Origin of the sequence: Enterorhabdus sp. P55, assembly GCF_009911695.1 — a bacterium.
Taxonomy (GTDB): domain Bacteria; phylum Actinomycetota; class Coriobacteriia; order Coriobacteriales; family Eggerthellaceae; genus Enterorhabdus.
The window spans coordinates 1-647 of record NZ_QWKK01000280.1 but is presented as its reverse complement, the minus strand read 5'-3'; the positions used below and the strand labels follow the sequence as shown (position 1 = coordinate 647).

Annotated in this window: 1 rRNA gene; it reads right to left on the bottom strand. The window is 44.8% G+C overall.

The annotated features are described in order from the left end of the window. Positions 1 to 422, bottom strand: a 16S ribosomal RNA gene (locus D1643_RS11275); the annotation flags it as partial. Positions 423 to 647: the final 225 nt, after the last annotated feature.

Here is a 647-nt window from a genome sequence, read left to right as displayed (position 1 = left end):
TCTTCACTCACGCGGCGTTGCTCGGTCAGACTTTCGTCCATTGCCGAAGATTCCCTACTGCTGCCTCCCGTAGGAGTCTGGGCCGTGTCTCAGTCCCAGTGTGGCCGATCACCCTCTCAGGTCGGCTATGTATCATCGCCTTGGTAGTCCTTTACACTACCAACTAGCTAATACAACGCGGGATCATCAAGTAGTGAAGCAATTGCTTCTTTTAAATAAGAATCATGCGATTCTCATTGTTATGCGGTATTAGCGTTCGTTTCCAAACGTTGTCCCCCGCTACTCGGCAGATTTCCCACGCGTTACTCACCCGTTCGCCGCTCTTCATAAAAATAGCAAGCTATCTTTAATCATCGCTCGACTTGCATGTATTAGGCACGCCGCCAGCGTTCGTCCTGAGCCAGGATCAAACTCTCATTTAAATTTAGTTCATCAAATGAACTGGCTGTTGTTTTGTCTTTCATTATTGAATTGACAGTTGGTATACAAGAAGTTCCCTTCTCGCATATAGTCATTCTACTTTATTCAGTTTTCAAAGGTCTATCGCTCTCACGTGAGATACGCTCTCTCGCGACAACTATTATATTCTATCAAACTACTCCCTCCCTGTCAAGAATAAACTGTGGTTTTTTACTTCTTTTTTTTCC